The sequence below is a fragment of the Cellulosimicrobium sp. I38E genome (assembly GCF_001647255.1).
GTDB classification, from domain to species: domain Bacteria; phylum Actinomycetota; class Actinomycetes; order Actinomycetales; family Cellulomonadaceae; genus Cellulosimicrobium; species Cellulosimicrobium cellulans_E.
The window spans coordinates 70,255-78,605 of the sequence record NZ_LUAZ01000021.1; the positions used below are offsets into that span (position 1 = coordinate 70,255).

Genomic DNA, 8,351 nt, shown 5'->3' on the forward strand with positions numbered 1-8,351 from the left:
TCAGCGCACCGCCAGGAGCGCGTCGTGCGCGTCCGCGGGATCCAGCGCGACGCACGCGTCGTCACCCACGAGCAGGCCACGGGCGCCGGTCCGCGCGACGAGGTCCGGGTCGTGCGTCGCGAGGACCACGGCGACGCCGCTGCGCGCGTCGTCGACGAGCAGGCCCGCGAGCCGTTCGCGCATGCCGGGGTCGAGGCGCTGCTCGGGCTCGTCGAGCACGAGCAGCCCACGGGGCCGCACGAATCCGGAGGCGAGGAGGAAGCGGCGCCGCTGGCCCGACGAGAGCGCCGACGGCAACGACGCCGCCTGCTCCGCGATGCCGAACCGGTCCAGGAGCGCGTCCACGGCCGCCCCCGCACCGACCACGCCGTGCCCGCGCGCGACGAGGACGAGGTGCTCGCGCACCGTGAGCGCGGGGAAGAACGCGTCGTCGTCGAGCACGCCCGCGACGCGCGCGCGGAAGTCCCGCTCGCGCTCGTCGACCGCGCGGCCGAAGGCCCGCACGGCCCCGCCGAGCGCGGGCTGGAGGCCGAGCACCGTGCGCAGGAGCGTCGACTTCCCGCTGCCGTTCGCGCCGATGACGACGACCAGCTCGCCGGGCTGCACGGTGAGGTCCACCGGGGCGCACACGGCGACGTCGGCGTAGCCGACGCGCAGCGTGCGCGCCTCGAGCACGGGGGCAGGTCCCGGGGTCGAGGCCGCCACGGTCAGGCCTCCGGGGCGGTCGGGACCGGCTCCCCGTCCGCGCGGGCGAGGATCTCGCGGGCGCGGGCGACGTCGTCGTGCATCTGCGCGACGAGCGGCTCGATGCCGTCGAAGCGCAGCGTCGGGCGCAGGCGCTCGACCAGCTCGAGGACCACGTCCTCGTCGTACAGGTCGAGGTCGGCGCGGTCGAGGACGTACGCCTCGACCCGGCGCTCGAGCCCGTCGAACGTCGGGTTGGTGCCGATCGAGATCGCGGCCGGGAGGCGGACGTCGGCGTGCTCGGGGTCGGCGCCCGCGAGCTGCGGCCGCTCCAGCCAGCCCGCGTACACGCCGTCGGCCGGGACCATGCCGCTGATCGCACCGAGGTTCGCCGTCGGGAAGCCGAGCTCACGACCCCGGGCGTCGCCGTGCACGACCGTGCCCCGCACGCGGTGCGGCCGGCCGAGGATGCGCGCCGCCTCGCGCACGTCGCCCGCCGCGAGCAGCGCCCGCACGCCCGTGGAGGACCAGCGCACCTGCGAGTCCCCCGGCGCGGCCTCGTCCGTGACGGGCACGCCCTGGTGCTGCCCGACGTCGTCGATCGCCACGACCTCGAAGCCGAACCGCGACCCGAGCTCGACCATGGTCTCGATCGTCCCGGCGTTGTCGCGGCCGAAGCGCACGTCGTGCCCCACGACGACGGTCCCGACCCGGAGCCCGTCGACGAGGTACGTGCGCACGAACTCCTCCGGGGTCTGGCGCGCGAACTCGAGCGTGTACTCCACGAGGAGGACGGCGTCCAGGCCCGTCGCCGCGAGCAGCTCGACCCGGTCGGCGATGCCCGTGATGAGCTCGGGCGCGCTCTCGGGGCGGTGTACCACCGCCGGGTGCGGGTGGAACGTCACGGCGACGGCGCGCGCGGCGCGCGAGCGGGCGAGGTTGACGATCCGCCCGAGCACCTGGGCGTGGCCGCGGTGGACGCCGTCGAAGTTGCCGATCGTCACGACCGACGGGCCGAAACCCGGGGGAACCTGGCTCAGGTCCGTCCACAGGTGCACGCGAGAACTCCTCCGGTGAGGGGGTGGGTCGGGCGCGCCGGCAGGGAGTCGTCGGCGCCGCTGGACAAGACTGCCACGCCCCGGCCCCGACGCCGAACCGAGGACGTCAGGCGGGCGCCAGGACGAGCACGGGCCTCGCGAGGTCGGCGCCGCCGCGGCGCGTGTCCTCGACGAGGGCGACGAGCTCGCCGGCCGGGGAGATCGCCGCCGTGGTCCCGGGCGACCCGGTCCCGGGGATCCACTGCCCGTACGACAGCGCCGTGGCCTCCTGCGCCGTGAGCTCGCGCACGGGGAACGTCGCGCGCGCGGCCTCGGCGAGCGGCAGCGTCGCGAGGACGCCGTCGCGGTCGGCCTGCGCCTCGAGCTCTTCGAGCGTCGAGGCGACGTCGAGCCCGTACCCGCCGACGCGCGTGCGCCGCAGGGCCGTGAGGTGCCCGCCGACGCCGAGCGCCGCGCCGAGGTCGCGCGCGAGCGCGCGCACGTACGTGCCCGACGACACGGTCACGGCGACGTCCACGTCCAGGGCGGGAGGCGCGCCGTCGGGCGTCTCCCCTGCCCCCACCGGGCGCACGTCGAGGACCTCGAACCGCGAGACGACGACGGGGCGCGCCGCGAGCGCGACGTCCTCGCCCGCGCGGGCGCGGGCGTAGGCGCGCTTCCCGTCGACCTTGATCGCGCTCACCGTGCTCGGCACCTGGAGGATCTCGCCCGTGAGGTCGGCGATCGCGCGGTCGAGGTCGGCGCGCCCGACGCCGGACGCGTCCGCGGTCGCGACGACCTCGCCCTCGGCGTCGTCGGTCGTCGTGCTCGCGCCGAGCCGGATCGTCGCGTCGTAGTCCTTGTCCGCGCCGACGACGTACGTGAGGAGCTTCGTGGCCCGGCCGACCCCGAGCACGAGCACGCCCGTCGCCATGGGGTCGAGCGTGCCGGCGTGGCCGACCTTGCGCGTGCCCGCGAGCCGCCGTCCGCGACCGACCACGTCGTGGCTCGTCCAGCCGCCCGGCTTGTCGACGACGACCAGGCCGTCGGGCGCCGTCGGGCGGCGGGGCGCCTGGTCGCGCGGACGCTCGGTGCGTGCGGCGGTCATCGGGCCGCCCCCGTCGACGCCCGGCCCGGTGCGTCCGACGGGTCGACCGTGCACCGGACGAGCACCGCGAGCGCCGGGTCGTCGTCGGCGTGCGACGGGGCCTCGACGGCGAACAGCGTGTTGAGCAGCATCCCGCGCGCCACGAAGTCGCGCGCCTCCTCGTCGCTCGCCCCGGCACGCGTGCGGTAGAGGTCGAACGCCTGCGCCAGCACCGCGCGCGCCCGGGTGCCGAGCACCGGGTCGGCGCCGAGCACGAACCCGTGCATGAGGACGCGGAGCTGGTCCGGGTCGGCGATGAGCCGCGTGTACGCCTCGCCCATCGCGGCCTTGGCGTCCGGGCCGGGCGGGACGGCCTCGAACCGCGCGACGATCTCGCTCGCGACACGGTCGAACACCTCGCGGAACAGCTCCTCCTTGGTCCCGAAGAGCCGCACGACGTAGGGCTGGGACACGTTCGCGGCCCGCGCGACCTGGTCCGTGCTGGTGCCCGCGTAGCCGCCCTCGGCGAACACCGCGGTGGCGGCGTCGAGGATCTGCTCGCGGCGCTCGTCGCGCGTCATGCGCCGGGCCGGTGCGTCGGAACTCATGGTTGACAGGTTATCAGTCGATTACTAGCGTCAGTCAGGAAGTAATCAATCAATGCTTACTCCCGCCTCGGAGGCACGACCATGACACTCCCCTCGACCGAACCGTCGGCCCCCGCGTCGACCGACGCGCTGCTCGACGACCTGCCCGGCGGCGCGCGCCTCGCGCGCACGACCGTCGCGGACGCGCCGGAGCGCCGCCCGCCGACCGCACGGGCGCCCCACCCCGCCCCAGAGCCCGCGGCACGGCGTGCGCGCCCCGTCGCCCTCGCGCTCGTCGCCGCGTCGCTGCCCATGTTCATGGCGACGCTCGACAACCTCGTCGTCACCGGGGCGCTCCCCGTGATCTCGGAGGCGCTCCGGCCGACCGTCGAGCAGCTCCAGTGGTTCGTCAACGCCTACACGCTCGCGTTCGCGACGCTCATGCTGCCCGCGGCCGCGCTCGGCGACCGCCTCGGTCGCCGCCGGGTGTTCGTCGGCGGGATCGCGCTCTTCACCCTCGCGTCGGCGGCCGCCGCCCTCGCGGACACCCCCGGCGCGCTCGTCGCGGCCCGCGCCGTCCAGGGCGCCGGCGCCGCGGCGATCTTCCCGCTGTCGCTCACGCTGCTCGTCGGCGCCGTCCCGGCCGCGCGGCGCGCGCTCGCGATCGGCGTGTGGGGCGGCGTCTCCGGCCTCGGCATCGCGCTCGGACCGCTCGTCGGCGGCGCCGTGGTCGAGGGCCTGAGCTGGCAGGCGATCTTCTGGCTCAACGTCCCGGTCGCCCTCGTCACCGTGCCGCTCGTCCTCGCGGCGCTGCGCGAGTCGTTCGGGCGTCGGCAGCCGTTCGACGTCCCGGGGCTGCTCCTCGCGGGCGGCGGCGTGCTGTTCGCCGTGTGGGGCATCGTCGACGCCGAGCGGCGCGGGTGGGGGTCGGCGGCGACGATCGCGACCCTCGCCGCGGCGACCGCCCTGCTCGTGCTCTTCGTCGTCCGGGAGGCCCGCACCGCGCACCCGCTCGTCCCGCTGCGCCTGTTCCGCTCGCGGAACTTCAGCGCGGCCAACGTCGCGAGCCTCGCGTTCGCCGTCGGGATGTTCGGCGCGGTCTTCCTGCTCACGCAGTTCCTCCAGGTGGGCCAGGGCTACTCCCCCCTCGAGGCGGGCGTCCGGACCCTGCCGTGGACGGCCGCGCCCATGGTCGTCGCGCCCCTCGCGGGTGCGCTCGCATCCCGCGTCGGCGTGCGCCCCCTCGTCGTCACCGGCCTCGCCCTCCAGACCGTCGCGCTCGGCTGGATGGCCTCCCTCGTGGACGCGGACCCGACCGTCTACGGCGCGCTCGTGCCGGCGTTCGTGCTCGCCGGCGTCGGCATGGGTCTCACCTTCGCGCCCGTCGCGACGGCGGTGCTCGCCGGGGTCGCGGACGCCGACCACGCGACGGCGAGCAGCGTCAACGCGACGCTGCGGGAGATCGGCGTCGCGCTCGGGGTCGCGGTGCTGACCGCCGTCTTCCTCGCCGCGGGCGGGGCGCTCACACCGGCCGCCTTCGCGACCGGGCTCGTACCGGCCCTCGCCGTCGGTGCCGCCGTGCTCGCGGTCGCCACCGCGGCCGCGCTCTTCCTCCCCCGGGGCACGGGCCGCTGACCACGCCCACCGGGCGAGGACCCTTCTCGCCCGGCCCGCCCGTGGAACGACCGAGGGCCGGTGGCGGCACGCGTCGCGTGTCGCCACCGGCCCTCGGCGCGGTGCGGAGGTCAGCGCTCGGCCGACTCCCCCTCCTCCTCGGCCGTGCGGTACGGGTCCGCGTCCCCGGCGAAGGCCTTGCCCTCGCGCAGGGCCGCGAGCTCCGCGTCGCGACGGCGCGCCTCGACGAGCGCGGCGTCGAGGTGCGCGGCCGTCTCGGGGACGGAGTCGAGGTGGAACTCGATCGTCGGCGTCAGACGGATCCCCGTCTGCTTGCCAACCTCGGACCGGATGAGGCCCTTCGCGCTCTCCAGCGCCGCGGCCGTCCCGGCCCGCTCCTCGTCGGTGCCGTACACGGTGTAGAACACGGACGCGTTCTGCAGGTCACCGGTGACGCGCACGTCCGTCACCGTGACGAACCCGAGGCGCGGATCCTTGATCCGCGTGTCGAGCATCTGCGCGACGATCTCCTTGATGCGGTCGGCGAGCTTCCTCGCCCGAGGGTGATCGACCATGACTTCTTCCTTTCGTGCCGAGCGTTCCGGCTACGGTCCCGACGACCGTACGCCGAACGGTCCCCGTCGGCCGGGCGGGACGGGAGACGAACGCCCGGGGGCGGCCACGAACCGTGACCGCCCCCGGGCGTGACGAGCGTCAGGAACGCGGCTTCTCCCGCATCTCGAACGTCTCGATCGTGTCGCCGACCTGGAGGTCGTTGAACGAACCCAGTCCGATACCGCACTCGAAGCCCTCGCGGACCTCGGTCGCGTCGTCCTTGAACCGCTTGAGCGACTCGACCGTGAGGTTGTCCCCGACGATCTTGCCGTCGCGCAGGACACGCGCCTTGGCGTTGCGGCGGATCTCGCCCGAACGGACGATCGAACCGGCGATGTTGCCGAACTTCGAGGAGCGGAAGATCTCGCGGATCTCCGCGGTGCCCAGCTGGGCCTCCTCGTACTCCGGCTTGAGCATGCCCTTGAGCGCGGCCTCCACGTCCTCGATCGCCTGGTAGATGATCGAGTAGAAGCGGACGTCGACGCCCTCGCGCTCGGCCAGGTCCTCGACGCGCTCGCCGTACTTCACGTTGAAGCCGATGATGATCGCGTTGTCGACCGTCGCGAGGTTGACGTCGTTCTGCGTGATCGCACCGACACCGCGGTGGATGACGCGCAGCTCGACCTCGTCGCCCACGTCGATCTTGAGCAGCGCGTCCTCGAGCGCCTCGACGGCACCCGACACGTCGCCCTTGAGGACGAGGTTGAGGGTCTCGACCTTGCCCTGCTGGAGCGCCTGCGTGAAGTCCTCGAGGCTGATGCGCTTGCGGCGCTTGGCCAGGAGGGCGGCGCGCTCGGCGGCCTCGCGCTTCTCGGCGATCTGGCGTGCCGTGCGCTCGTCGGGCGCCACGAGGAACGTGTCACCCGCGCTCGGCACGGACGCGAGACCCAGCACGAGGACAGGACGGGCGGGGCCCGCCTCGGTCACGGCGTTGCCGTGCTCGTCGAACATCGCGCGGACGCGGCCGTGGGCCGTGCCGGCGACGATCGCGTCGCCGACGCGCAGCGTGCCGGACTGGACCAGGACGGTCGCGACGGCGCCGCGGCCCTTGTCGAGGTTCGCCTCGATGGCGACACCGCGCGCGTCCTTGTCCGGGTTCGCGCGCAGGTCCAGCGAGGCGTCGGCCGTGAGCAGGACGGCCTCGAGGAGGTCGTCGATGCCCATGTTCTGCTTGGCCGACACGTCGACGAACATGGTGTCGCCGCCGTACTCCTCGGCCACCAGGTTGTACTCGGTGAGCTGCTGGCGGATCTTGGCGGGGTTGGCCCCCTCCTTGTCCACCTTGTTCACCGCGACGACGATCGGGACGTTCGCCGCCTGGGCGTGGTTCAGCGCCTCGATGGTCTGCGGCATCACGCCGTCGTCCGCGGCCACGACGAGGATCGCGATGTCCGTCACCTGCGCACCGCGGGCACGCATGGCGGTGAACGCCTCGTGACCCGGGGTGTCGATGAAGGTGATGGCACGCTCGGTGCCCTCGTGCTCGTGACGCACCTGGTACGCACCGATGTGCTGGGTGATGCCGCCGGCCTCGCCCGCGACGACGTCCGTCTGGCGGATCGCATCGAGAAGCTTGGTCTTTCCGTGGTCGACGTGACCCATGACGGTGACGACCGGCGGACGGGCCGCCAGCTCGTCGTCGCTCTCGGCCTCGAGCTCCGCGTCCAGGTCGATGTCGAAGGACCCGAGCAGCTCGCGGTCCTCCTCCTCGGCCGAGACCATCTCGATGACGTAGCCGAGCTCGGCCGCGAGCGTGCCGAACGTGTCCTCGTCGAGCGACTGGGTCGCGGTCGCCATCTCACCGAGGTGGAACAGCACAGTGACGAGGCTCGCCGGGTTCGCGTCGATCTTGTCGGCGAAGTCGTTGAGCGACGAGCCGTGACGCAGGCGGACGACGGTCTTGCCGTTGCCGCGGGGAACCTGCACGCCGCCGAGCGACGGCGCCTGCATCTGCTCGAACTCCTGGCGCTTCGCGCGCTTCGACTTGCGCCCACGGACCGGACGTCCGCCGGCGCGCCCGAAGGCGCCCTGCGTGGACCCACGACCCGCGCCGCCACGGCCGCCGCCACCGGGGCGACCGGCGAAGCCGCCGCCACCACCGGGAGCGCCGCCGCCGCCGGGGCGACCGGCGAAGCCGCCACCGCCGCCACGACCGCCGCCGCCACCACCGGGACGACCACCGGGAGCGGGACGCTCGCCGGGGCGACCGATCGAGGTGCGACCGGGCATCATGCCCGGGTTCGGGCGCGGGCCGCCGGGGCGCGGAGCGGGACGCGGGCCACCCGGGCGGGGGCCGCCCGGACGCTCGCCGGACGCCGCCGCGGCACCCTCGGTGCGCTCGGGACGCGAGCCGGGCCGGGGCATGCCCTGGCTCGACGCGAACGGGTTGTTGCCCGGGCGCGGGGCCCCCGGACGCGGTCCGCCACCCTGCCGGGGCATGCCCTGGCTGGTGGCGAACGGGTTGTTGCCCGGGCGCGGGGCGCCGGGGCGAGCGCCCGAGCCACCCGGACGGGGAGCCGGCGCGTTGGTGCCGCCACCCGGCTTGGGCGTGGCGGTGGGCTTCTGGGCCGGCGCGGGACGCTCGGCCGCGGGGGCCTGGGGCGCCGGTGCCTTCGGTGCCGGCGCGGCCGGCGTCGGAGCCTGGGGCCCCTTCGCGGGCTCGGCCTTCGCCGGGGCGGGTGCCGCCGGCTGGGGCGCGGGCGCCTCCGCCTGGGGTGCGGCCGGAGC

Annotated in this window: 7 protein-coding genes; 1 reads left to right on the forward strand and 6 read right to left on the reverse strand. The window is 75.0% G+C overall.

Features of this window, described 5'->3' with window-relative positions; translation table 11 throughout:
- The 4 genes from A0J59_RS07830 to A0J59_RS07845 all read right to left on the reverse strand — a co-directional run bounded on the left by A0J59_RS07830 (window position 1) and on the right by A0J59_RS07845 (window position 3,416).
- Window positions 1-705 (reverse strand): ABC transporter ATP-binding protein, encoded by a 705-nt coding sequence (locus A0J59_RS07830; RefSeq protein WP_082918838.1) that lies wholly within the window; start codon window positions 703-705, stop codon window positions 1-3.
- Window positions 706-707: 2 nt separating this feature from the next.
- Window positions 708-1,742: a bifunctional riboflavin kinase/FAD synthetase gene (locus A0J59_RS07835; protein ID WP_064315745.1), complete on the reverse strand. Its 1,035-nt coding sequence runs from the start codon at window positions 1,740-1,742 to the stop codon at window positions 708-710.
- Between the two features lie 106 nt (window positions 1,743-1,848).
- A complete protein-coding gene (gene truB, locus A0J59_RS07840) occupies window positions 1,849-2,829 on the reverse strand; it encodes a tRNA pseudouridine(55) synthase TruB (RefSeq protein ID WP_053371694.1) in 981 nt (326 codons plus the stop codon).
- Window positions 2,826-3,416, reverse strand: coding sequence for a TetR/AcrR family transcriptional regulator (locus tag A0J59_RS07845; protein WP_082380084.1), 591 nt, complete (start codon window positions 3,414-3,416; stop codon window positions 2,826-2,828). Before A0J59_RS07845 ends, truB begins: the two co-directional genes overlap by 4 nt.
- An 81-nt stretch (window positions 3,417-3,497) precedes the next feature.
- Between A0J59_RS07845 and A0J59_RS07850 the strand changes: the two genes are divergently transcribed.
- Window positions 3,498-5,030 carry an MFS transporter gene (locus A0J59_RS07850; RefSeq protein ID WP_082918839.1) on the forward strand — a complete coding sequence of 511 codons (1,533 nt, stop codon included), beginning with the start codon at window positions 3,498-3,500 and terminating at the stop codon, window positions 5,028-5,030.
- Between the two features lie 110 nt (window positions 5,031-5,140).
- On the opposite strand, the gene rbfA is transcribed toward A0J59_RS07850, so the two are convergent.
- Both rbfA and infB read right to left on the reverse strand, forming a co-directional pair.
- Window positions 5,141-5,584 carry a 30S ribosome-binding factor RbfA gene (gene rbfA / locus A0J59_RS07855; protein ID WP_047232669.1) on the reverse strand — a complete coding sequence of 148 codons (444 nt, stop codon included), beginning with the start codon at window positions 5,582-5,584 and terminating at the stop codon, window positions 5,141-5,143.
- A 139-nt stretch (window positions 5,585-5,723) separates the two neighbouring features.
- On the reverse strand, window positions 5,724-8,351 hold a 2,628-nt coding region (gene infB / locus A0J59_RS07860), incomplete at its 5' end, for a translation initiation factor IF-2 (protein ID WP_064315753.1).